This window comes from Thalassobaculum sp. OXR-137, assembly GCF_034377285.1.
In the GTDB taxonomy this organism is placed as follows: domain Bacteria; phylum Pseudomonadota; class Alphaproteobacteria; order Thalassobaculales; family Thalassobaculaceae; genus Thalassobaculum.
In genome coordinates, this window is record NZ_CP139715.1 from 4477982 (window position 1) to 4500718 (window position 22737).

General features: G+C 68.5%; 25 protein-coding genes. 12 read left to right on the plus strand and 13 right to left on the minus strand.

Annotated features, from left to right (window positions below; translation table 11 throughout):
- Window positions 1-19 precede the first annotated feature (19 nt).
- Both purF and T8K17_RS20870 read left to right on the plus strand, forming a co-directional pair.
- Complete coding sequence (gene purF / locus T8K17_RS20865; RefSeq protein ID WP_322331656.1) at window positions 20-1480, plus strand: amidophosphoribosyltransferase; 1461 nt, start codon at window positions 20-22, stop codon at window positions 1478-1480.
- 7 nt (window positions 1481-1487) lie between these two features.
- The gene (locus T8K17_RS20870) at window positions 1488-2198 is read left to right on the plus strand and encodes an SDR family NAD(P)-dependent oxidoreductase (RefSeq protein ID WP_322331657.1); all 711 of its coding nucleotides are present in this window, start codon (window positions 1488-1490) and stop codon (window positions 2196-2198) included.
- Between the two features lie 12 nt (window positions 2199-2210).
- Here T8K17_RS20870 and T8K17_RS20875 read toward each other — a convergent pair whose 3' ends face one another.
- The 7 genes from T8K17_RS20875 to T8K17_RS20905 form a co-directional block, all read right to left on the minus strand.
- Window positions 2211-4583 (minus strand): HAMP domain-containing sensor histidine kinase, encoded by a 2373-nt coding sequence (locus tag T8K17_RS20875; protein ID WP_322331658.1) that lies wholly within the window; start codon window positions 4581-4583, stop codon window positions 2211-2213.
- 167 nt (window positions 4584-4750) lie between these two features.
- Complete coding sequence (locus T8K17_RS20880; protein ID WP_322331659.1) at window positions 4751-5215, minus strand: PAS domain-containing protein; 465 nt, start codon at window positions 5213-5215, stop codon at window positions 4751-4753.
- A 175-nt stretch (window positions 5216-5390) separates the two neighbouring features.
- Complete coding sequence (locus T8K17_RS20885) at window positions 5391-5918, minus strand: cysteine dioxygenase family protein (protein ID WP_322331660.1); 528 nt, start codon at window positions 5916-5918, stop codon at window positions 5391-5393.
- Between the two features lie 7 nt (window positions 5919-5925).
- Window positions 5926-6252: a hypothetical protein gene (locus T8K17_RS20890; RefSeq protein ID WP_322331661.1), complete on the minus strand. Its 327-nt coding sequence runs from the start codon at window positions 6250-6252 to the stop codon at window positions 5926-5928.
- Window positions 6253-6308: 56 nt separating this feature from the next.
- A complete protein-coding gene (gene der, locus T8K17_RS20895; RefSeq protein ID WP_322331662.1) occupies window positions 6309-7745 on the minus strand; it encodes a ribosome biogenesis GTPase Der in 1437 nt (478 codons plus the stop codon).
- A 10-nt stretch (window positions 7746-7755) separates the two neighbouring features.
- Window positions 7756-9093: a PQQ-binding-like beta-propeller repeat protein gene (locus T8K17_RS20900; RefSeq protein ID WP_322331663.1), complete on the minus strand. Its 1338-nt coding sequence runs from the start codon at window positions 9091-9093 to the stop codon at window positions 7756-7758.
- Between the two features lie 7 nt (window positions 9094-9100).
- Complete coding sequence (locus T8K17_RS20905) at window positions 9101-9745, minus strand: tetratricopeptide repeat protein (protein WP_322331664.1); 645 nt, start codon at window positions 9743-9745, stop codon at window positions 9101-9103.
- A 314-nt stretch (window positions 9746-10059) separates the two neighbouring features.
- Between T8K17_RS20905 and T8K17_RS20910 the strand changes: the two genes are divergently transcribed.
- From T8K17_RS20910 to T8K17_RS20930, 5 genes are all read left to right on the plus strand, one after another.
- Window positions 10060-10398, plus strand: a complete 339-nt coding sequence (locus T8K17_RS20910) for a DUF2794 domain-containing protein (protein WP_322331665.1) — start codon at window positions 10060-10062, stop codon at window positions 10396-10398.
- 336 nt (window positions 10399-10734) lie between these two features.
- Window positions 10735-10992 (plus strand): hypothetical protein, encoded by a 258-nt coding sequence (locus T8K17_RS20915; protein WP_322331666.1) that lies wholly within the window; start codon window positions 10735-10737, stop codon window positions 10990-10992.
- Between the two features lie 232 nt (window positions 10993-11224).
- Window positions 11225-11578 carry a PilZ domain-containing protein gene (locus T8K17_RS20920; RefSeq protein ID WP_322331667.1) on the plus strand — a complete coding sequence of 118 codons (354 nt, stop codon included), beginning with the start codon at window positions 11225-11227 and terminating at the stop codon, window positions 11576-11578.
- 39 nt (window positions 11579-11617) lie between these two features.
- On the plus strand, window positions 11618-12199 hold the full coding sequence (locus T8K17_RS20925) for a hypothetical protein (RefSeq protein ID WP_322331668.1): 582 nt from the start codon (window positions 11618-11620) through the stop codon (window positions 12197-12199).
- Window positions 12200-12262: 63 nt separating this feature from the next.
- Window positions 12263-13039: an SDR family oxidoreductase gene (locus T8K17_RS20930; RefSeq protein WP_322331669.1), complete on the plus strand. Its 777-nt coding sequence runs from the start codon at window positions 12263-12265 to the stop codon at window positions 13037-13039.
- Between the two features lie 221 nt (window positions 13040-13260).
- Here the strand turns inward: T8K17_RS20930 and T8K17_RS20935 are convergent, their stop codons facing one another.
- Entirely contained in the window at window positions 13261-14142 is an 882-nt protein-coding gene (locus tag T8K17_RS20935) for a hypothetical protein (protein ID WP_322331670.1), read from the minus strand.
- A gap of 61 nt (window positions 14143-14203) precedes the next feature.
- On the minus strand, window positions 14204-15205 hold the full coding sequence (locus tag T8K17_RS20940) for a nucleoside hydrolase (RefSeq protein ID WP_322331671.1): 1002 nt from the start codon (window positions 15203-15205) through the stop codon (window positions 14204-14206).
- A gap of 176 nt (window positions 15206-15381) precedes the next feature.
- On the opposite strand from T8K17_RS20940, the gene T8K17_RS20945 reads away from it, so the two are divergent.
- Window positions 15382-15597 carry a DUF3126 family protein gene (locus T8K17_RS20945; protein ID WP_322331672.1) on the plus strand — a complete coding sequence of 72 codons (216 nt, stop codon included), beginning with the start codon at window positions 15382-15384 and terminating at the stop codon, window positions 15595-15597.
- A gap of 81 nt (window positions 15598-15678) precedes the next feature.
- On the opposite strand, the gene T8K17_RS20950 is transcribed toward T8K17_RS20945, so the two are convergent.
- Together T8K17_RS20950 and T8K17_RS20955 are read right to left on the minus strand one after the other, a co-directional pair.
- Window positions 15679-16383 (minus strand): sulfotransferase, encoded by a 705-nt coding sequence (locus T8K17_RS20950; protein WP_322331673.1) that lies wholly within the window; start codon window positions 16381-16383, stop codon window positions 15679-15681.
- Between the two features lie 151 nt (window positions 16384-16534).
- Window positions 16535-17188: a hydrolase gene (locus T8K17_RS20955; RefSeq protein ID WP_322331674.1), complete on the minus strand. Its 654-nt coding sequence runs from the start codon at window positions 17186-17188 to the stop codon at window positions 16535-16537.
- Between the two features lie 146 nt (window positions 17189-17334).
- On the opposite strand from T8K17_RS20955, the gene T8K17_RS20960 reads away from it, so the two are divergent.
- Entirely contained in the window at window positions 17335-18204 is an 870-nt protein-coding gene (locus T8K17_RS20960; RefSeq protein ID WP_322331675.1) for a LysR family transcriptional regulator, read from the plus strand.
- A 34-nt stretch (window positions 18205-18238) separates the two neighbouring features.
- Here T8K17_RS20960 and guaA read toward each other — a convergent pair whose 3' ends face one another.
- Window positions 18239-19786 carry a glutamine-hydrolyzing GMP synthase gene (gene guaA / locus T8K17_RS20965; protein WP_322331676.1) on the minus strand — a complete coding sequence of 516 codons (1548 nt, stop codon included), beginning with the start codon at window positions 19784-19786 and terminating at the stop codon, window positions 18239-18241.
- Between the two features lie 116 nt (window positions 19787-19902).
- Window positions 19903-20478 (minus strand): GNAT family N-acetyltransferase, encoded by a 576-nt coding sequence (locus T8K17_RS20970; protein ID WP_322331677.1) that lies wholly within the window; start codon window positions 20476-20478, stop codon window positions 19903-19905.
- 218 nt (window positions 20479-20696) lie between these two features.
- Between T8K17_RS20970 and T8K17_RS20975 the strand changes: the two genes are divergently transcribed.
- From T8K17_RS20975 to T8K17_RS20985, 3 genes are read left to right on the plus strand one after another with little or no spacing between them, the layout of a single operon-like run.
- On the plus strand, window positions 20697-21113 hold the full coding sequence (locus T8K17_RS20975) for a DUF3830 family protein (protein WP_322331678.1): 417 nt from the start codon (window positions 20697-20699) through the stop codon (window positions 21111-21113).
- The gene (locus T8K17_RS20980) at window positions 21068-21796 is read left to right on the plus strand and encodes an aspartate/glutamate racemase family protein (RefSeq protein ID WP_322331679.1); all 729 of its coding nucleotides are present in this window, start codon (window positions 21068-21070) and stop codon (window positions 21794-21796) included. The genes T8K17_RS20975 and T8K17_RS20980 overlap by 46 nt, the downstream gene beginning before the upstream one ends.
- Window positions 21793-22722, plus strand: a complete 930-nt coding sequence (locus T8K17_RS20985) for a polysaccharide deacetylase family protein (RefSeq protein ID WP_322331680.1) — start codon at window positions 21793-21795, stop codon at window positions 22720-22722. Before T8K17_RS20980 ends, T8K17_RS20985 begins: the two co-directional genes overlap by 4 nt.
- Window positions 22723-22737: the final 15 nt, after the last annotated feature.

The window sequence follows — 22737 nt, forward strand, 5'->3', positions numbered from 1 at the left end:
CTGAGGACCGGACCCGCGCATGACGCTCACGACCTCCCCCTACGACGACGACCATCTTCATGAAGAGTGTGCGATCTACGGCATCTTCGGTACGTCCGACGCCGCCGCGCACACCGCCCTGGGCCTCCATGCCCTGCAGCATCGAGGCCAGGAAGCGGCCGGGATCGTGGCCACCGACGGGACGACGTTCAACGTCCACCGCGGCCTCGGTCATGTCGGCGAGAATTTCGGCGAGGACAATCAGGAGGTCATGGACCAGCTCGTCGGTCACTCGGCGATCGGCCATACCCGCTACTCCACCACCGGCGAGACGGCGCTGCGCAACGTGCAGCCGCTGTTCGCGGATCTGGAGTTCGGCGGCTTCGCCCTGTGCCACAACGGCAACCTGACCAACGCGCTTCAGGTGCGAGAGGGCCTGGTCCGCCAGGGCTCGATCTTCCAGTCGACCATGGATACCGAGGTCATCATCCACCTGATCGCCCGCTCGCGGCGCGCCTCGGTGGTCGACCGTCTGGTCGAGGCGATGAACCAGGTCGAGGGCGGCTATTCCCTGATCTGCCTGAGCAAGGACACCCTGATCGGCCTGCGCGATCCGTTCGGCGTGCGCCCGCTGGTGCTCGGCAAGATCGGCGACGCCTACATCCTGTGCTCCGAGACCTGCGGCCTGGACATCATCGGCGCCGATTTCGTGCGCGACATCAATCCGGGCGAGCTGGTGGTGATCGACGCCAAGGGCGTGCGCTCGTTCTTCCCGTTCCGTCCGCGGCCGAGCCGGTTCTGCATCTTCGAGTACATCTACTTTGCCCGTCCCGACAGCATGGTCGAGGGGCACAGCGTCTACGCCGCCCGCAAGGGCATCGGCAGCCAGCTCGCCCGCGAGAGCGGCGTCGACGCCGACGTGGTCGTCCCGGTGCCGGATTCCGGCGTGCCGGCCGCCATCGGCTATGCCGAGGCCTCGGGCTTGCCGTTCGAGCTGGGCATCATCCGCAACCACTATGTGGGCCGGACCTTCATTCAGCCGACCGACAAGGTCCGCCACCTCGGCGTGAAGCTGAAGCACAACGCCAACCGCGGCCAATTGGAAGGCAAGCGGGTCATCTTGGTGGACGATTCCATCGTCCGCGGCACCACCTCGACCAAGATCGTGGAGATGGTCCGCCAGGCCGGGGCGACCGAGGTGCATATGCGCATCGCCAGCCCGCCGACCACCCATTCCTGCTTCTACGGCGTCGACACGCCGGAGCGCTCGAAGCTCCTCGCCGCCCAGTTGTCGGTGGAGGAGATGGCGGAGAAGATCGGCGTCGACAGCCTCGCCTTCATCTCCATCGACGGTCTGTACCGGGCGATGGGCGAAGCGGCGCGGAACAACGAGCAGCCGCAGTTCTGCGACGCGTGCTTCACCGGCGACTATCCGATCGCGCTGACCGACTACAGCGGTGGCCGGACCCGTCAGCTTTCCCTGCTCGCCGAAGCCTCCTGAGGATTTGATGTCTGGCATTCTCGAAGGGCGTGTCGCGCTCATCACCGGCGCGTCGCGCGGCATTGGTGCCGCCGTGGCCGAGGCCTTCGCCCGCGAAGGCGCTCATCTGATCCTGGTCGCGCGCACCGTCGGCGGCCTGGAGGAGACCGACGACCGGGTCAAGGCGGCGGGCGGGTCGGCGACCTTGGTGCCCATGGACATCACCGATTTCGAGGCGATCAACCGCCTGGGTGCCTCGATCTACGAGCGCTGGGGCAAGCTGGACGTCCTGGTCGCCAACCACGGCATCCTGGGGGTGCTGAGCCCGATCTCGCATTACGATCCCAAGCTCTGGGACGAGGTGATGACGGTCAACCTGACCTCCTGCCAGCGTCTGGTTCGCAGCCTCGATCCGCTGCTGCGCCAATCCGATGCCGGCCGGGCGATCTTCGTGACCTCCGGCGCCGCCGTCGGCGAGCGGCCGAACTGGGGCGCCTACGCGGTCTCCAAGGCCGCCCTGGAGGCCATGGTGCGGTCCTATGCCGGCGAGACCCGGCGCACCAACCTGCGCGTCAACCTGCTGAACCCGGGCGGCACGCGCACGAAAATGCGGGCGACCGCCTTCCCGGGCGAAGATCCGATGAGCCTGAAGACGCCGGAGGATATCGCGCCGGCCTTCCTCGACCTCGCATCGCCGGCCTGCGTGGCCCATGGCGAGCGGATCGACGCCCAGGGATAATCCTCCCGGATCTCAGTTGTCGTTCGACCGGTCCGCGCCGGGCCCGCCGAAGACCGGCAGGCTCGCCACCACCCGTGTGCCTTCGCCGGGAGCGCTGTCCACCTCGATCCGGCCGCCGAAGCCGGTGAGGATCCGGCGGGCGATGGCCAGCCCCAGGCCGGGTCCCTGCGAGCTCGTCCGCAGATGGGTGGCCGCCTTCCAGAACGGCTCGAATACCCGCGGAAGATCGGTCAGGTTGATGCCGCTGCCGCGATCGACCACGCCGACGGTGACCCGCCTCACCCCCTTGCTCTGGCTCACCGCCGCCGCGACCGAGACCCTGCCGCCGCCGGTCGAGAACTTGATCCCGTTCGACAGAATCTGCTCGAAGGCGCGGGTCAGCAAGGCCGGGTCCGCCGCCACCGGCTCCAGCGGCCCGTGCAGCGTGAGGTCCATGGTGACCCCGGCCGCTTCCGCTTCGGGGGCCACAGCGACAATGGCCGCCTCCAGGGCCTCGCCCACGTCGGTCGGACGCGGCATCCGGCCGACGCCGCCGCTCTCGTAGCGGACGTATTCCAGGATCCGCTCGACCATCGCCAGCAGGGTCGCCGCGCTCTCGCTGATATGGCCGACATACTGACGGGTCCTGGCCTCGCCGAGATCGGGTGAGGTCAGGAGCATTTCTGAGAAGCCCGCGATGGCATTGAGCGGCGTGCGGAACTCGTGGCTCATCTGAGCCAGGAACAGGGTCTTGGCCTGGTCGCTGCGCTCCGCCGCCTCGCGCGCCTCGATCAGCCCAGCCTCCAGATCGTTGGCCGTGGAGACGTCTTCCAGCACCAGGAGAAGCCGTACGGAGCCCCCGTCGCTGAGCGGCGACAGCACCACGCCATACTGGGACGTCACGCCGGCCGGCCCCGGCAACGCCGCCTCGCCCCGCACGGTGCGGCCGTTGAGCACGAGCTCCGCCTTGGCGGCAAATTCGGCCTCCGTCATGCCGAGGACGGCGGCATCGATCGACTCGTCCTCGCCCTCGTCGACCGAAAGGGCGATGCGGGCCGCCCGGTTGGCGAAGCCCAGCCGCCGATCCGCTTCCAGGATGGCGATGCCCACCGGCGCCTGTTCCATCGCCTCCACCAGGTCGCGCAGGCGGGCGATCAGCTCCAGGCGGGCGGACTGGCGCTCGTTGATCAGGCGACCCGCGGCGATCACCGCCGCATCGATCCGGCGCATTTCCTTTACCCCCCGCACCGGGGGATCGCCGCTGTAGCCCCCAGCGCCGATGATGGCGAGGCGGGAGGAGATCGCCGCCATCGGCCGCTCGATGCTCCGGCGCCAGAACAGCAGGAGGACCAGGGTCGCCACGACGCTGGCGGCCACACTGACCCAGATGATCCGATCGCGCAGTCGATACACCCAGCCGAAGACCGTCTCCTCCGGGACCGAGACCACGATGCTCCAGGGCATACCGGCTTCCGCGAAGCCGACGAGCTGTACGATATGGGGCTGGCCGCCGACGATCACGTCGCGCAGCACCCTGCCGTCCCGCGTCGTCTCCAGGGCGTCGGGGTCGGCGTCGATGAGGGCGAGCAGAAGGGCCGGACGCCCGCTGCCGTCGGTATCCGCGAACAGCGCCCGGGCCGCCTCGTCAACCTCCGACGGCAGGGCCACGACCTCGCCGTTCCAACCGGCGATGAAGGCGCCGCCGCCCTTCGGCAGCGAAAGGCTGGAGAGGAACTCGGAGAACGAGCCGGTCTCGATATCGACCGACACCGCGCCCCAGCTATCCTGCGACGTCCCCACCAGGGCGTTGGCCGTCGAGACGCCCGGGGCGCCGGAGGTGAAGAACGTGTACGGCTCGGTCCAGCGCCGCCCGTCGCCCTCGGCCTGCTCGCGGGCGACCCGGTACCAGGGCCGGGTGCGCGGATCGAACGGGTCGTCGTCGTCGCGCCAGCTCCGGATCAGATCGAACCGGCGGTCGCGCAGCCGGAACTCGACCGTGCGGGTCCCCTGCTCGATCCGGATGTGCTTGGTCAGGAAGCTGGGCTCTCCGGGCGCCTGGACGCGCTTGAGCATCATGAATTCGCCGCTGGACCGCCCGAGATACAGCGCGTCGACCACCGGGTGGCTGGTGAGCTGATCGAACATGAACCGCTCGAACGTGTCGAGGGACAGATCGACCGGGCCGTGGCGCTGCAGGATGAACCGGGCGAGATCGACCGCGTCGGTCGCCGGATCGACGAACCGCTCGTAGCGCAGGCGGACGGTGTCGGCGACCGCCCGGGTCGTCTGGGCGGTGTTGGTGGCCACGGAGTTGGTGACCACCGCCCAGGTGGTCACGGCGACAATACCCGCGGTCAGCGTCTGAACGCCGACAAAGACGACTATTACCAACCATTTAAGCTGCATGAAGCTGCCCGTCCCTCTAGGTCGAACAGGCATTCCGGGATCCTGCCGGCCCCGCCTTTGACGACGTAGGCCAGCATGATGCTATCAGGCGATCGGCCGATCCCCCAAGCATCAAGCTATCGGCAGCAGCGCCGACAATAGTCTCGTGCGATTGCGGACAGGCCGCTCTAGGAGGAGCGGAACCGGCTCGGCTCGAGCACCTTCAGGATCCGGGTAACCGCCCCGCCCTCCGGCCGTATCGGCAGCAGCAGGCGGACATAGCTCCACGGCTTGCCGTTGATCGAGACGTAGAAGCGCCGGGTCAGCATCGGCGTTTCGGTCTCGGCGACGGCATGCAGGTCGTCGAGCACCAGCCCGGCGTCGCGGGTGCCGAAGAAGTCATGAACGCTGGTGCCGCGCAGCTCCCGGCCGTAGATGTCGCAGGCAGCCGTTCCGGCCAGCCGGATCACCGCGTCGTCATCCCCCTTGAGGTCCACCAGCATCAGGTAGGGCAGCGCCTTGACCGGCAGGTCCAGCGCGTCGATCCCGGCCGGCGCCTTGCCGCCGCCCAGCCGCTGCCAAGTCTCCAGCACGCTGGACAGGATGGGGAACTGGCCGATAGCCGACAGATCGAGACCGTCGTTCACCGACACGAATGTCTCAGGCTTTAGCATCGAGGGGAAACCGCAGGCTATGGAGGGGTCGTGTGCCGTCGGCCGGCGTCTACTGACGCGCCGTATGTCGACCTTCAAATATCGCCCACCCTTAGCGCGTGGCGTGCGGAAGTCAAGGAAAGCCGCATATCCCGCCCGTCTCGCCGGGCGTCGGCTAGCGGTAGGGCGTCACCCGGCGCTCGTAGTCCGGCAGGGTGAAGGCCATCGCCTCCCCGGTGCCGGTGTCCCAGAGCGTGCGCTCAATGCCGACAATGTCGCCGAAATACACGTGCACGCCGAGGGACGGCGCGTCGTCCGGGTTGGCGATCGCATGGACGTCGCGCGGGGCGAGCACGAGCACGCCGCCCGGTGCCGCGGTCTGTTCGCGCTCCAGCGCGATCCTGTCCCCGTCGCGGCGATAGCGGCGATGGATCTCCACGCCCTCCAGCATCGAGATCACCGCCGTCATCCCGTGGTCATGGGGCGGGCCGGCGGTATTCGGCGCCTGCCGGACGATGAAGACCGACAGGTCGTCGGAGCGGTGCAGGACGTAGTCCTCGCCCTCGAAGTCCGGGATTTCGGCGATGGCCTTGTCCGGCTCCTCGCCCAGCAGCGTAAGCGCGGCGCGGACCCCGCCGACCGGATCGGCGGAGGTCACCGCCGCGCGGCACGCATCGACCAGGGTTTTGAGACGCTCGCTCACCGTGTCCTCACTCGTTCTTCAGGACATTTTCCATACCCTGGATCGCCAATTCAAGGTTGCGCAGGGTCTGCTCCAGCTCCCTTGTCTTGGAGCGGTCCATCGCCTCGGTCTGCAGCGCATAGCGGATGCCGGACGCCCGCGCCTTCAGCCGCGCCAGACGCGTGCCATTCTGGTTGACGGTGCCGCTCGGGTTGAGGGAACTGCGGCGCAGCGGCATCGCCCCCTTCGTATAGCGATGGGTCGGCGGCTTGCCGTTGTTGCGGCCGTCATACATCCGGGCCAGGTCGGAAATCGACACCCTGGCGTCCGGCTTCGTCTTTCCGCGGCCTCGCATGGCGGCTCCGTGCAGCACTGTAATCGGCAACCGCCTCCGTCGTCACCTATCGGCGATCAGTCGTCGACGTAGGGGTTGCGCCGTTTGCGCAGGTTAACCCGGATCGGCACCCCGACCAGCCCGAATTCGTCCCGGAGTCCGCCGATCAGGTAGCGGACATAGCTTTCCGGCAGCTCGTCGGCCTGGCTGACGAAGGCGGCGAAGGTCGGCGGACGGGCCTTGACCTGGGTCATGTAGCGCAGGCGCAGGCGCCGGCCCTTGGACAGCGGCGGCGGATGCTGGTCGACCATCCGTTCCAGCCAGCGGTTCAGCCGGCTGGTCGGCACGCGGGTGTTCCAGACGTCGTAGATGTCGAACACCGCGTCCAGCAGCTTGTCCAGGTTGCTGCCGCGCAGGGCGGAGACGGCGATCCAGGGAATGCCGCGCACCTGGGCGAGCGAGGTGTCCAACCGGTCGCGCAGGCGCTGGCCGGCGGCGTTCTTGTCGGCGACCGCGTCCCACTTGTTCACGGCGATGATCAGGGCGCGGCCCTGGTCCAGCACCGTGCGGGCGATGGCCAGGTCCTGCTTCTCCAGCATCTGCTCGCCGTCGAGCACCAGCATGACCACCTGGGCGAAGCGCACGGCGCGCATGCTGTCGGTGGTGGACATCCGCTCCAGCTTCTCCACCACCCGCGCCTTGCGGCGCAGTCCGGCGGTGTCGATCAGGTGGATGTCCCGGCCCTTGTAGCTCCACGGGATCTCGATGGAGTCGCGGGTGATGCCGGCCTCCGGACCGGTCAGCAGACGGTCCTCGCCGAGCAGCCGGTTGATCAGGGTCGACTTGCCGACGTTCGGGCGGCCGACGATGGCGAGCTTCAGCGGTCCCTTCGGCCCCCGGTCCTTGAGGATCGCGTCCTCTTCCAGGTCGGCCTCGTCCAGATCGACGCCGTCCAGGATCTCCTCGGGGAACGGGTCGTCGTCGTACTGGGCCGCCAGTTCGGCCGCCAGCACCGGGTCGGCCTCGATCCGGGCGCGGATGAGGTCGTAGAGCTCTCCCATGCCCTCGCCGTGCTCGGCCGAGATCGGCACCGGGTCGCCAAGGCCGAGCTTGTAGGCCTCGCTGAGCCCGGCGATGCCGCCCCGCCCCTCGCACTTGTTGGCGAGCACGGTGACCGGCACCTTCACCCGGCGCAGCCAGTCGGCGAAATGCGCGTCCAGCGGCGTCACGCCGGCCCGGGCGTCGATCATCATGAACACCAGATCGGCCTGCTGCACCGCCGCCTCGGTCTGGCGGCGCATGCGCCCTTCCAGACTGTCGTCGTGAGCGTCCTCCAGGCCGGCGGTGTCGACGATGCGGAAGCTCAGATCGGCGATCCGGGCGTCCCCCTCGCGCCGGTCGCGGGTCACACCGGGGGTATCGTCGACCAGGGCGTGCTTGGTCCCGGTCAGCCGGTTGAACAGCGTCGACTTGCCGACATTCGGCCGGCCGATGATGGCGACCTTGAGCGCCATGTCCGGTCCCCTAACGGTACGCGCGCAATTGCGCGTCGTTGTCTAGCACGTAGACCGTGCTGCCGGCGACGATCGGGGCGAGGTAGATCGGATCGCCGACCTCGATGCGTCCCAGCAATTTGCCGGTATAGGGGGAGATCGCATAGACGAAGCCGTCCGACGAGCCGAGCAGCAGGCGGTCGCCCACCAGTACAGGGCCGGCGTACTGGATCGGATCCTGCTGATCCTCCATGTCCTCGAAATTCGGCAGCCGGTGCACCCAGCGCACCCGGCCGTCCAGCCGGGTCAGGGCGACGAGCTCGCCGCTCAGGCTGACCACGAAGACGTAGTCGCCGGCCACCCAGGGCATGTGGGTGCTGCCGATCGCCCGCTCCCAGACCCGGCGGCCCGAGCGCATGTCGATGGCCGCCATACGGCCGGCGTGGCTGACGGCGAAGGCCAGCTCGCCGTCGATAACCGGGCTGCCGCGGATATCGGCGAGCCGGGAAATCGCGTCCAGCGCCCGCAGGCTCGACAGGTTCTCCACCCAGACCACGCGGCCGGTCTCGACCCGCAGGGCGAAGAGCTGGCCGGAGGAATACGGCACCAGGACCGTGGATCCCTGCACCGCCGGGGCGGCGCCGCCCAGCAGGGAGGCGATCTCGGTGATGCCCTGATGCTCCCAGATCCGGGAGCCGTCGGCGGTGGACAGGGCGATGGTGCGGTTCTCCAGGGTCACCGCGAACAGCCGTCCGTCGGCGATGGCCGGCGCGCCTCGGACGGGGCCCGGCAGGCGCACGCGCCAGTTCTCCGAGCCGTCCGCGATGGAGAAGGAGATCACCTCGCCGAAGCCGGTGGCGGCGTAGACGTTGGCGGCATCGGCGACGATGCCGCCCGGATAGACCGCGTCGTCCTCGTCCTCGGGCTTCAGGTCGTGGTCCCAGAGCTCGCGGCCGTTGGCGGCACTGACCGCCCGCAGGTTGGCCTCGCTGTCGAGGACCAAGACGGTGTCGCCCACCACCAGTGGCTGGGTGAGCAGCGAGACCTCGTCATCGCCGCCGCTGCCGATCGACACGGACCAGGCCTGGGCCAGATTGTCACCGGCATCCACATGGCCGAGCGCCTTGGACGCGTTGCCGCCGGGCTGCGACCAGTAGGCGTTCACGTAGGGACGCGGCAGCACCACCGGCTGGTCGGCCAGGTTGGGATCCGCTTTGATGCCCTCGCCGATCTGCAGGACGGGAATCCGCTCGCCCGGAAGCGGGACCTTGGAATCCTCGCCGAAGAAGTCGCCGCTGCCGCAGGCCCCGAGTGCCAGGGCGACGGCGAGAGCGGCGGCGAGAGGGAAACAGGCGCCGAAGCGAATCACGCTGACCTCACCCGCCCAGTGCCTGAAGAAGCTCGCTGGCGCGCTGGCGCAGCCGGGCCGGCGTGGCCGGGTTGTCGGCGATCAGCTTCAGCGTCTCCCGGGCAGCGTCGGTATCGCCCTGCTGGATCGAGATGGCCGCCTCGGTTTCCCGGGCCAGCGGCTCCCAGGCGTTGCCGGGGGTCAGGAGCGGCGCCAGGTCGCCGTGCAGCGTCGCCGCGTCGGCCGCGCCGATGCGCAGCCGCACGCCGTGCAGCCGGGCGAGGTCGCCATAGGGCGCGGGCACCGAGGCGTCGTTGGCGATCGCCATGTAGGTCTCGGCGGCGGCCGGAATGTCGTCGGCCTCCACCAGGGCGGCGGCCTGGCTCAGACGGGCGATGGCGGCATACCCGGCATCCCCGGTATCGGCGAGCGCGGCGAAGGCCTGGGCGGCCTCGCGCGGCTTGTCCTCGCCGAGCAGGTCGGACGCGGTGGCATAGGCGGCAGCCTGTTCGGCCTGGGCGTTCGCCTGATACTGACGCCAGAAGACGTTGCCGGCGACGGCCAGGACGATGCCCACGCAGAGCGCGATGACCCATCCGCCATACTTCTTCCACAGCGTCGCGGCGCGCTCCTGCTGCAGTTCTTCGTCGACTTCCCGGAAGATGTCGGCCACGGCATCGTTCTCCAAACTCAGGTGTCCGGCCCGCCGCCCGCATCCGGGACATAGTCGCCCACGGAGTGGCGGCGGTCGCGCAACCTAGCGGCGGGGCGTGCGGAAATCAACGCGCACCGCCCGCAGGGCGTCTGCAGGGCTGCCACCGCCCTGCGGCAATGCCGGGGCGACGCCGTGGCATCCGTGTGGCGGTGTCGCGCGGGTTTACGCAATCCCAGCGCCGCGGCGTGTCCGCTGGGGGTTTACCCCGCCGGCAAATTCAGGAAGACTCTCCGGACAGACAGGCTAGGTAACGCAAGGATATCCGCCGGCCGATGGAAAATCTCATCCGTCTCCCGAGCACGCGCAAGTCGGTCCGCCACTTCTTCTTCACCCGCAATGAACTGGGGCAGCTTCTGTCGCTGTATGCGAGCCGCGTGGCCGCCGGCGAATGGCGGGACTACGCGCTGGACCGGCACGACGACATGGCGGTGTTCTCGATCTTCCGCCACACCCACGAGCGGCCGCTGTATTCGGTGTCGAAGACCCAGCGCCGCGGCCAGAAGCGCCCGACCTTCGCCCTCTTCGCCGGCCCGAAGCGGCTGAAGAGCAGCAGCAGCCTGCTCGACGTGCTCGCGGTGTTCGAGAAACTGCCCCGGCTCGTGCGGAGCTGAGGGCGCAGGACTCCGCGCTCTCCCCTCACCCGTCATCCCGAACTCGTTTCGGGACCTCATCGGAGCCTTGGCCTTGCAAGGTCCCGAAACGAGTTCGGGATGACGGATCGGGTGTGTATGAGACGCGATAAATAAATACGCAAACACACTCAAAGAGTCTCTTCCGCCTTCATTTTCGATCCACTCTGCCGCCTCGCCATCTGCACAACTTCTAGCTGAATCCAAGCCCGGTTGAATTTCGGTGCCGATTGTTCGCTTCAAATGTTCTTGTTATGTTCTCATCCCGGACGACGGAACGAGGACGGTGGCGCGATGGGACGGCTGAAGCGGGACTTGATGGATAAGACGGATCGCGCCCAGCGTGCGGCCCATCTGGGGGATCTGCTGTCGGCCAAGGTCGGCGTGTTCTGCTGGTGCAACCGCTGCGGCCACCATGCCGAGGCGGCGACGGCCATGCTGGTCGCGCAGCTCGGCCCGGACTTCCCCGTGCCGGAAATCGGCGCCCGGATGCGGTGCAGCGCCTGCGGCTCGAAGGACGTGGCGACCCGCCCGGCCTGGCCGAGCCAGGGGCAGATCACCAAACACACGGGCTGAGTCCGCGCCGGCGTCCGGGCCGTCCCCCAACTGGGCAAAGGCGGTCTCTGCCCGGCATCCGACCGGGCAGTTTCTGCCGTCGCACCGGCAGCGGCGGCAGCACCACCGGGCGCGAATCGTTGAAATTCAAAGGCCGGATCGCTGGCACGCCGGTTGCTGGATATCGGGCGGAAGCCGTGCCCTCGGACACCGCTCCACAGGACACGATGCAGCACCATTCGGAGATGACGCCATGTCAGCCACCCTCGCCTCGGGCAGCCAGAACGCAGATCGCCGCCGCGCCCGTCGCATCTCCGCGCCCATGACCGTGGTCATCGGCAACGCCCCCTACGCCATCGGCGACTGGAGTCTGGGCGGCCTCCGGGTTCTCGAATATTCCGGCGCGCTGGAGCCGGGCGACAGCACCGCCATGCGCGTCTTCGTGCCGACCGCCGGCCCGGGCGCCCTGTTCCGCACCAACGGCGAGGTCCGGCGCAAGGACGAGGCCGACGGATCGGTCGGCGTGGCGTTCAACGATTTGGATTCGGTCGCCTTCGACACGCTGAACCGGTATTTTCGCGAGAGATTGCTCCGCGGCGTCCTCTGATCGCGGACCGGAACGATGTCGATGCGAGCGGAACAGCGTATGCGCCCACCGTCCAACCGCCCTGCCCGCGCCACCCCGCCGCCGCGTCGCGGGGCCGCGAGCCCCGGCGCGGGCGCGGTGCCGCCTCCGGTGTTCCGCGAGCAGCCGGCGAACTCCGATGACGGCCCGATCTATCCGAGCCTGAAGCGCAAGACGCCGGCCGAACGGGCCGCCGCCATCGTCGCGGACCTGAAGGAGGCGATCCTCAACCCGGGCCGCCTCGATGGCAGCACCGGCATGTCCTACAACGACTGGGCTCGGATCGCGCAGACCAAGATCACCCGCGCTATCGCCGAAGCCGAGGCCTCGGCGATGTTCCGCGAGCTGATGTCGGCCAACCGCATCGGCGGGCTGTGCGTGCGGGTCGGCTTCCTGCTGTTCGCCGCCCTGGCCTCCTTCGGCGGGTTCTGGTTCGGCACGGTGTTCATCTGGGAGACCTACGGACCGGCCTGGGGCACCGGCGCCATGGCCTCGGCCATCGGCCTCGCCCTGGCCTTCGTCGTCGCCGGCGTGATGCTGAGCGGCAAGGACGTGGAGGTCATCCGCAAGGACGTGCGTCAGAAACTCAATCTGGACGACTGACGCGTCCATATTCCCCCCGCTATAGTCGCCTCCGATCAAGAAACCGAGGACCGGAGGGACCCCATGAAACTCGATCTGACGGGCAAGCGCGCCATCATCACCGCCGGCGCCCAGGGCATCGGCCGCAAGACCGCCGAGGTCTTCGCCGCGGCCGGCGCCACCGTCTATACCTGCGACCTGGACGTGGACGCGCTGGAGGACGCCAAGGCGACCATTCCGGGCCTGCAGGGCGTGCCCTGCGACGTCGGCGACGCGGCCGCCTTCCAGGACTTCATGGACAGGGGGATCGAGACCCTGGGCGGGCTCGACATCATGGTGAACAACGCCGGCACCGCCGGGCCGACCGCGCCGGTGGAAGAGGTGTCGCTGGAGGACTGGACCGCCTGTCTGACCGTGAACCTGACCAGCGCCTTCCTCGGCACCCAGAAGGCGGTGCCGGCGCTGATCAAGTCGGGCGGCGGCAGCATCGTCAACCTGTCCTCGGCGGCCGGCAAGTTCGGCTTCCCGCTGCGCAGCCCCTATTCGGCGGCGAAGTTCGGCATCGTCGGCTTCACCCGCACCTGCGCCATGGAGCTCGGCCCGCACGGGATCCGCGTGAACTGCGTCCAGCCGGGTCCGGTGGAGGGTGCGCGCATCGACCGGGTGATCCGGGCGAAGGCGGAAGCCGGCGGCATCTCCGAGAACGAGATGCGCACCAAGATGGCCGACGTGACCCTGATGAAGCGGTTCGTGACGGCGGGCGACATCGCCCACCAGATCCTGTTCATCTGCTCCGAGGCCGGCCGCAACATCACCGGCCAGTCGCTCAGCGTCGATGCCGGGCTGGAGGGGCTGGCGTAAGCCCCTTACACCGCCGTCATCCCGGCGAGGCCCGGATCAAGTCCGGGGTGGTCCGGGATGACGAAATGGGATGTTCAGACTCCTCACCCACATCCCCTTCCCACGCACTCCCCGGCCTTGTGCCGGGGCAAGGGCTGGGGAAAGACGGGCCAAGCTTGGAAGCGCGCTGACGCCTCGGCCCGGAATAAATCCGGGCAATGTTGAAGAATTGGAAACGCCCCCTACGGCCGGTAGAGGTTCGGGATCAGGGCCGGGGCGTAGAGTGCCAGAACCACCGCCAGCGCCGCCGGCAGGGCCAGGATCGCCGCCAGGGCGATCGGCCGCACCGCGTCCGACTTGGTCAGCGCGTTGGTCGCCACGAAGCGGCGGGCCAGCGGCTCGATCGCCAGGGCCGACAGCACCAGCAGCACCAGAACCACCGGGAGCTTCGCCTGGTAGACCATGACCGCCGCCAGGGCGATCGCCACTGCACCGCCGCCGATCTCGCCCGGCGCGCCGAACGGCAGGCGCCGGTTCGGCCAGTTGCAGATCACCCAGCCGAGGCCGGCCGCCGCCAGCGGCAGACCGATCGCCCAGGCATAGCTCGGCCCGGTCACCAGCCCCAGCACGCCCAGCCCGGCGGCGATCACGGTCATCGCCACCGGCGCGCAGAGCTCGACTTCCGCAAGCTGATGCATCCGCCCGACGATCAGGCCGGCGACGGCGGAGACCTCGAACACCCGGTAGGGGAACTTATGGGCCGGCGTCTCGCCGGAGACGATCGCGGTCACATCGATGCCCGACGTCCAGACCACCGCCAGAAAGGGCCAGAAGAAGGCCAGCAGGACGGAGATGAAGCGGGTCTGGGTCACCATCTCGACCAGCAGACCGACCAGCCCGCCGGCCGCCGCCAGCCAGACGATCTTCTCCATCATGGTGACCGGCGGCGTGGGCGCCAGGCCGGGCAGAATCGCCACGGCGACGATCATGCCCACCGGGATCCCGAAATCGGCGATCCGCGCCCCGGTTCCGGCACCGCCGACCAGCCGCAGCGCCAGGGCGACGGCCACGGTCACCGCAAGGGGAACCACCAGGGTGGCGATCAGAGGATCAGTCAGCGTCATTGTCCTACCATGCCAAGTTTTCCGTCGGACGTCATGCGGGACGTCCCGTGTGCGTCGGCGATCAGTCGCCGGGGCGGGCGGCGTCCAGCGCCACCAGCCGGTCCTTCAGCCAGTCGATGAAAGCCGGCGCGTCCACGCCGGTCACGATATCGGCCGTCGGTTCGCTCGAGGCGAAATCGGCGACCGTGCGGCCGCGCGACGGACCGGTGTCGGTCACCACATCGACCCGCGCCGGCCGCGTCTCGAACAGCTCCGGCCGGATGGTCCACGCCACCGCCATGGCGTCATGCACCGCCTTGCCGCCGCGCTCCGCCGTGCTGGGGGTCTCGTAGCCGCCCAGCATGGCCGCCGCGGTCCTGCAGACGGTGCCGCCCGACGCGGCGAGATCGGCGATCCAGGCCGGCGACAGCAGCGCCTGATGGGTGGCGTCGAGCGGAAACAGCACCGGGCGCGCCTCCGCCGGCCACAGGGTCGTGGTCAGCACGGTGCGGGCTGCCTCCGGGTCGGTGAAGATGTTGAACTCGGCCTGGGGGGTGACGTTCCCGCGGGCCACGCCGCCGCCCATGATCACCAGCCGGCGCCAGCGCGCGGCGGTCTCGGGCCGCTTGATCAGGGTCACGGCCACGTTGGTCAGCGGCCCGACCGCGACCAGCGTGCGGCCCCGCTCGGCCTCGGCGATGAGCGCATCCACGCCGTGCGCGTCGTCGATGCCGCCGGCGCCGTCCGGCAGGTCCACCCCGCCGAGTCCGTTGCCGCCGTGGATATGGGCGGCGTCGTGGATCGGCGCGGTCAGCGGGCGCGGACAGCCGGCATGGACCGGCACGTCCGATCGGCCGGCCAGCGTCAGCACCTTGCGGGCGTTGCGGGCGGTCAGGGCCAGGCCGACATTGCCGTGGGTGGCGGTGATCGCCGCCATGCGCACCCGGTCGGGGCAAGCGGCGGCCAGCAGGATGGCGATGGCGTCGTCGATGCCGGGATCGCAGTCGATGACGATGTCTTCGGAGGCCGCACCCGCGGGCGCGGTGCCGGATGAGGGATCGGACGGGGAAGGATGGGGGGTCATGGCGGTCTCTCGGCGGATATCGGGTACCCTTCTAAGCCATCCGGGCGTTGCGCCAAACCGCCATCGCGGTTGCGCGACCCCAGCCGCCTGCGATAAGCCGTGGAGGACAGCGAGCTCGTACTCACCACATCGCAAGTTATTTAACAGCCCGATACGCTCATAGGGAGGAGACAGACGTGACCCCGAAGGAAATCGCTCAGGTACAGGCGTATCTGCGCAATCGCTTTTCGAACAATCGGATCGCCCTCGTCCCGCGCGCGAACAAGGACGATTCCGTCGAAGTCACGCTGGACGACGAGTTCCTCGGCGTCATCTTCCGCGACGACGAGGACGGCGAGGTCTGTTACCAGTTCAACATGACCGTTCTGGATATCGACCTGGCGTCGCTCTGACCTCGACCTGGTGCCGGCGCCCCTCCTCAGGGGCGCGCCGGCACGCGGGCAATCGCCTTGCAGCCCGGTGCGGCCCCTCGATCACGTCTGGTTCGAGTGCGGCACCGCGATCTTCATGTGCGTCGGAATGTTCAGGAACTCGCAGATCTTCGCGGTGTCCTGTTCCTGCGTGATGTCGATCACCAGCAGCTTGTCCGGGGCGTTGGAGAAGTACCGTTTGATCTCGGCATTCCGGGATTCGTACATCCCGACGTAGTAGTCCTTGTCGTAGAGCTTGTCCCACCGGACCTCCCGCTCTCCGCCGCGGAAGACGCTCAACAGCATCGTCTTGGTGTCGTGGACGTAGCCGGGATAGAGGTAGGTGAACCGGTCCCGGATGTCCTCTTCCGTGAGCTTCGACATCTCCCCGGCCTGGAAGACCTTCCGGTGGAAATTACACATCGAGGCGAACCAGGCGTCCGAGTCGCGCTCGGTCAGGATGAACTTGCTGTCCGGGAACAGCGCATCCGCCGCCACATAGGTCAGCCCCTGGGAAAAGGGCATGTCCTGAAAGGCGTCGAACCGGCTGCAGTACCCCTTCATCTCCTGGTAGTTGGTCGAGAACACCTGTTTGCTGAGGCGGATTTCCTGCTCGTGCTGATCGGGAAGCCGATATCCGTAAAGCCGCAGCACCTGTTCTAAGGACGTCGTGCCCGTCTTATTGTAGCCGATGCAGAAAATCTTGTTGAAAGACTTGTTGGCCAGAACGGTCGGCGAAACAATTCTCGTGAACTCGTCTGGCGTCATTGTTCGCGCGGCCTCTAATTACGCAATGGCCGATACCTTGTTGGAAAGACCGAGGTTAGTCAAATTCGCCCTCCCTGGGACGGCGTGAGCCTCCCGAAGGGTCGGATGACGGGCGTCATCCAGCACGGCACGCCCGTCATCCTCGGATCGATCAGGCGGCGCCGCCCGGCACCGGGGTGTTCAGCAACTGCTGCTCCCAGAAGAACGCGATGCCGCTGCCGGCGGCGTGCTGAAGCATGACCTCGGTCACACCCTCCGCCGTCTCCTCGCGGGCCCAGTCGCGCTGCCATTCGGCCGCCACCGCAAGCCAGGTCATCATGTTCACGCCGGCGGCGAGCATGCGCTGGATCGCCACCTGGTGGGCCTCCACCGAGACCCCGCCGCTGGCATCGGTGACCACGGTGACGTCCCAGCCCTCGCCGGCCGCCTGGATCGCCGGCATGGCGACGCAGACCTCGGTCCACAGGCCGGCGATGATGAGCTGCTTGCGGCCGGTCGCCGTGACGGCGTCGACGACGGTCTTGTCCTCCCAGGTATTGATCAGGGTGCGGTCGATCACCTCCTGGCCCGGAAACACCTCGGTGATCTGCGGGAAGATCAGCCCGCCGCGGTCGGCCAGCACGCTGGTCAGGATGGTCGGCACCTTGAAAGCCTTGGCGGCCTTGGACAGGCCGGCCGAATTGTTCACCACCATCTGCGGATCGTGGCTGTGCAGGTTTGCGAGCTGGAACGGCTGGTGGTCGATCATAACCAGGACCGAGTCTTCAGGGCGAAGAAGCGATGCGAGACCGTTGCGGAAGGACATGGTGTGATCCTCTGATGCCGAGTGGGGGAGGCTTGTGCGGACGCACGGACCGAGTGCCGTGCCGCTGGCGAGGACATAGCCATTCCATTTCGTGATACGGTAGCCATCGGTTTTGCCACGCTGTGTCGCAGATTGAGGAACGCCGAATGGACACCGATGACCTGCAGACCTTCGTGGACGTGGCCGACGCGGGCGGCGTCTCCGCCGCCGCGCGGCGACTCGGCGTGTCCAAGTCCATCGTCAGCCGCCGGCTCCTCCGGCTGGAGGCGGAGCTTGGCGTCCAGCTGTTGTCGCGCTCGACCCGCGGCGCGGCCCTGACAGAGGCCGGGGCGACGTTCCGGGACCATGCGGCGCGGGTCTGCGCGGAACTGGATGTGGCGCGCGAAGCCATCCTGCCGAACGGCGATCTGCGCGGCCGCCTGCGGGTTTCGGCACCGCTGTCCTTCGCCCCGACCTATTTCGCGCCGCTGCTCGCAGAGATGGCGCGGCGTCACCCGCTGCTGCACATCCATGCCTCCTATACCGACCGCTTCGTGGATCTGATCGCCGAGGGCTTCGACTGCGCGATCCGGGTCGGCCATCTTCAGGATTCGGACCTGATCGCCCGGCGGGTCGGGCCGGTGTTCGGCAAGTTCGTGGCGAGCCCGGCCTATATCGAGGCCCATGGCGCGCCGCAGACCGCCGCCGAACTGCTGACCCACCATGCGCTCATGCAGGGGACGGAGAGCTGGCGGCTGATGGATGGCGACCGGATCGTCACGGTCCGGCCCCAGGGCCGCTTCAAGGCCGACAGCGGCACAGCGCTCGCCGCCGCCGCGGTCGCCGGGCTCGGCATCGCCGCCCTGCCCGACTGCCTGACCGACGAGTACATGGCCTCAGGCGCGTTGGTACAGGTCATGACGAACCACCCGCCGCCACCGGCGGGCGTCTATCTCATGCGCCCGCCCGGCCAGCATCCGGCCCGCAAGATCCGGGTCCTGACGGAGCTGCTGGTGGAGTTCTTCGAGAAGGATTAGGGCGGGAAGCGGACGCCAGGGCGGCCCTACCGCCTCACTCCCACTCGATCGTCCCCGGCGGTTTGGAGGTGATGTCGTAGGTCACCCGGTTGATGCCGCGCACCTCGTTGATGATGCGGGTGGCGGTGCGGCCGAGGAAGTCGTGGGGGAACGGGTAGTAATCCGCCGTCATCCCGTCGCTCGACGTCACCGCCCGCAGGGCGCAGGCGTAGTCGTAGGTGCGGGCATCGCCCATCACCCCGACGGTGCGCACCGGCAGCAGGACGGCGAAGGCCTGCCAGATCTCGTCGTACAGGCCGGCCTTGCGGATCTCGTCGAGATAGATCGCGTCGGCCTTGCGCAGGATGTCGAGCTTCTCGCGGGTGATCGCCCCGGGCACGCGGATGGCGAGGCCCGGCCCCGGGAACGGGTGGCGGCCGACCAGGGTCTCCGGCAGGCCCAGCTCCCGGCCGAGCGCGCGAACCTCGTCCTTGAACAACTCGCGCAGCGGCTCCACCAGCGCCAGCTTCATGTAGTCCGGCAGGCCGCCCACATTGTGGTGCGACTTGATGGTGACCGACGGGCCGCCGGTCGGCGACACGCTCTCGATCACGTCCGGGTACAGCGTGCCCTGGGCCAGGAAGCGCGCGCCGTCGATCTTGTTGGCCTCCTCGTCGAACACGTCGATGAAGAGGCGGCCGATGGTCTTGCGCTTGACCTCCGGGTCGTCGACGCCCTCGAGCTCGCCCAGGAAGACGTCGCTGGCGTCGCGGGTGATCAGCGGGATGTTGTAGTGCTGGCGGAACAGGCGGTCGACCTCCTCCGCCTCGCCGGCGCGCAGCAGCCCGTGATCGACGAACACGCAGGTGAGCTGGTCGCCGATCGCCTCGTGGATCAGCACGGCCGCCACCGAGCTGTCGACGCCGCCGGACAGGCCGCAGATCACCTTGCCGTCGCCGACCTGCTCGCGGATCTTGGCGATCGCCTGGTCCTTGTAGGCGGCCATGGTCCAGTCGCCCTTCAGGCCGACGACCTTATGGGTGAAGTTGCGCAGGAGCTGGCCGCCGCGCGGGGTATGCACCACCTCCGGATGGAACAGCAGCCCGTAGATCCGCTTCTCCTCGTTGGCGAAGGAGGCGAAGGGTGCGGACGGGGTGGTGGCGACGGTCTTGAAGCCCGGCGGGACGGCGGCGATGCGGTCGCCATGGCTCATCCAGACGGGCTCGACCGTGCCGGGGGTGAACAGGCCGTCGAACAGCAGGCAGCTGTCCTTGACGGTGATCTCGGCGCGGCCGAATTCCTGCTCGTCGCTCTTCTCCACCGTGCCGCCGAGCTGGTGGCACAGGAGCTGGGAGCCGTAGCAGATGCCGAGGATCGGCACGCCCATCTCAAAGACCAGCTCGGGGGCGCGGGGCGCGTCCTCGCCATAGACCGAGGAGGGTCCGCCCGACAGGATGATGCCGGCGGCGCCGAAGTCTCGGATGCGCTCGGGATCGACGTTGAAGGGGAAGATCTCGCAGTAGACGCCGTTCTCGCGTACCCGGCGGGCGATCAGCTGTGTGACCTGGCTGCCGAAATCCAGGATAAGAACGCGATCGGTCATCTTTTGCCCCCAGGCGCGGTGCTCAGGAAGCGCCGGAAGCTACTGCAAGCGCGAAGGTCCGGCAAGCGGCGGTTTTCCGGGCGATCAGGCGGAACCGCGCGACCGCCCCGCCATCCCTAACCCTGGGCGGTCTCGATGCGGCGCACCAAAACCGAAAGATCGCTCCAGACATAGGGAGTCTGGTCGATCGGCGCGCCGGTGATCACCGAGGGAACCGCCTCGCCTGCCGCCCCGCCGAGGGTCTCATAGAACCGCCTGCCGTGACGGTTGCTCTCCAGGGTGAGGATCGTCAGCGCGGTGAAACCGTCCGACTCGAGTCCCTGCGCCACATGGCCAAGCAGGGCGCGGCCGATGCCGAGGCTCTGGAAGCTGGGATCGACGTACAGGGCATAGATCTCGGCCATCCGGTCGGCGGCGCCCAGGGCCGCGGACACGGCGCGCCGGCCGCTTCCGCCATGGCAGAAGCCGACCACGTCGCCATCGACCACCGCCACCGACAGCCGGTCCGGTTCCTCGAGATGGGCAACCAGCCGCGTCCAGCGGACGGCCGCGCGCATCTCGTCGAGGTCGATCAGCGCTTCGTCCGGCAGCATGCCCACATAGGCATCGCGCCACGTCTCGATCTGGACGCGGGCCAACCCGACGGCATCCGACGTTTCGGCGGACCGGATGGAGACGGTGATCTGTTTCATGGTCTTCTCCCGAACCGGTGGCGCCCCCCTTTCCCCGGGGAGTCTTACCCACCCTTTGAAGGGAGTCTACCGGCGGAAACCTCACAAACCGTTAAGAAACAGCGACGGCGGACGGGAAATCCGCAGGCGGCCGACATCGGGCGCGCGGGCGATCTTGCAGTGCGACGGCCGGCGCGGCAGGCTGTGATCCGCACCGTCACAACCTTCGGGACACGCCCATGCCGAGCGCCCTCACCGTCACCGCCGGACCCCTCACCTTCGAGGCGAAATTCGAGGAGGCCGCGGCCCCGAAGACCGTCGCCGCCTTCCGCAAGCAGATGCCTTTCGTCAGCAAGGCGGTGCATGTCCGCTGGAGCGGCGAAGGCGTGTGGCTGCCGCTCGGCGACCTGGAGTTCGGCGTCGGCTACGAGAACCACACAAGCTATCCCGCACCGGGCCAGATCCTGCTCTATCCGGGCGGCATCAGCGAGACCGAAATCCTGCTGGCCTATGGCGGCGTGCAGTTCGCCTCGAAGATGGGCCAGCTCGCCGGCAACCACTTCATCACCATCACCTCGGGCCTGGAGAACCTGGCCGAGCTGGGCCGCCTGTGCCTGTGGGAAGGGGCGCAGCCGATCTCCTTCGAGGAGCGCTGACCCTGTCCGCCGCCGATCAAGGCTCCGGCCACAGCATCCTGCTGCTGAACCCGAACAGCACGCGGGCCTCCACCGATCTGATGGGCGCGTTCGCCCAGGAAGCGCTCGGCCCCGACTGGACGGTCCGGCTGAAGACCAACGAGGACGCGCCGCCGATCATCACCGACATGGCCGGCGCGGAGCGGGCGACCGCCTCGCTCCTGAGGCTGTTCCGCGACGGGCTCGACCCCTGCGAGGGGGTGATCCTGTCGGCGTTCCTGGATCCCGGGCTGGAGGATCTGAGGGCATTGCTGGACGTGCCGGTGGTCGGCATCGCCGAGGCCGCCATGCAGGCCGCGGGGCGCCATGGCCGCTTCGCCATCCTGTCGACCACCCCCGACCTGAACGAGCACCTGCGGGCGTTGGCCGTCGTCTATGGCGAGGGCGACCGGCTGGTCGACATCCTGCGGATCAAGGGCGACCCCTACAAGGTGATGGGCGACCCGGAACTGTTGATGGCGACCCTGCGGGAGATGCTGGCCGAAGCGACCGGGACGCTGGAGGTGGACGCGGTGATCGTCGGCGGCGGGCCGCTGGCCCAGGCGGCGCGCGCGCTCGGCGCGGAGGCCAGCCTGCCGATCGTGGAACCGGTTCCGGCCGCCGCCCTGGCCCTGAAGGCGCTGATTGAGGCCGACGGCGCATGAACCGCGACCTGAAGGGCTACGGCGGCACCCCGCCGCATCCGCACTGGCCGGCCGACGCCCGGCTGGCGGTGTCCTTCGTCGTCAATGTGGAGGAAGGGGCGGAACTCTCCGTTTCCCTCGGCGACGAGCGCAACGAGGCGGTCTACGAGATCGTCGAGGAGGTGGTCGGCGTCCCCGACCCGGCCAAGGACACCCATTTCGACTACGGCACCCGTGCCGGCTACTGGCGGATCATGGAGCTGTTCGACCGGTACGGGGCGAAAGCGCAGATGAACTGCTGTGCCCGCGCCCTCACCCTGTCGCCCTGGCTGGCCCGGGACATGGCGGCGCGCGGCCACGAGATCGCCTGCCACTCCTACCGCTGGGAGCGCCACGCCAACATGGACGAGGCGCATGAGCGCGACGTCATCGCCCGCTGCGTGGCGGAGATCCGCGAGGCCGCCGGCGTGCGCCCGCTCGGCTGGCACACCCGCTCGGCGGCCAGCCCCAACACCCGGCGCCTGCTGGTCGAGGAAGGCGGGTTCCTCTACGACAGCGACCATTACGGCGACGACCTTCCGATGATACTGGAGGTCGGGGGCCGCCCCCATATCGTCCTGCCCTACGCCTTCGACACCAACGACATGCGGTTCCAGCGCGGCGGCGGGTTCCATTTCGCCGAGGATTTCGCCCGCTACTGCTGCGACGCCATCGACTGGCTGTGGGAGGAAGGCCGCACGGCGCCCAAGATGCTTTCCATCGGCCTGCATCTGCGGATCATCGGTCGTCCGGGCCGCATCGCCGGCCTCGCCCGGGTGCTGGAGCATATCCAGGCCAAGGGCGGCATCTGGGTCGCCCGGCGGGACGAGATCGCCCGCCACTGGCGCCGGCTCAACGGACTGTCCGACTTCGATCCGGCCGCAGCCGATCCGGCCACGAAAACGTAGGTCGCATCAAACGCA